Annotated in this window: 1 protein-coding gene; it reads right to left on the bottom strand. The window is 60.2% G+C overall.

What is annotated here, in order from left to right:
* Window positions 1-279, bottom strand: a 279-nt coding sequence (locus CVH10_RS19790) for an HK97 family phage prohead protease (RefSeq protein WP_181244546.1), incomplete at both ends; no start/stop codon positions are given.

Genomic DNA, 279 nt, shown 5'->3' with positions numbered 1-279 from the left:
TGAAGCTGCGAAGTTGCGACAGGAGCGCGCTCGCATCGCTTCGTGTTTCCGCCGGGCCCCGGGCGTCGCGCCCGTCGAGCAAGTGCTTCAGGCCTCGGTTGGCGATCACCGCGGCCTTGCGCTTCGACAGCCCGGCATCACGCAACAGGCATTCGAGGTCTGGAAGAGATGGAAGGCCGCCGTGGGCGAGCTTCATCTTAACAGCATCAACACGGGCCAAATCATTGGCCGGAAAAGTCACGATGCTGCACTCTAAAAGCTCCAACTTCGTCAAAGTAA

Origin of the sequence: Halomonas sp. ND22Bw (assembly GCF_003011945.1) — a bacterium.
In the GTDB taxonomy this organism is placed as follows: domain Bacteria; phylum Pseudomonadota; class Gammaproteobacteria; order Pseudomonadales; family Halomonadaceae; genus Halomonas; species Halomonas halophila.
Note: the sequence above shows the minus strand (reverse complement) of the source record. Positions and strands in the feature narration are given on the sequence as shown.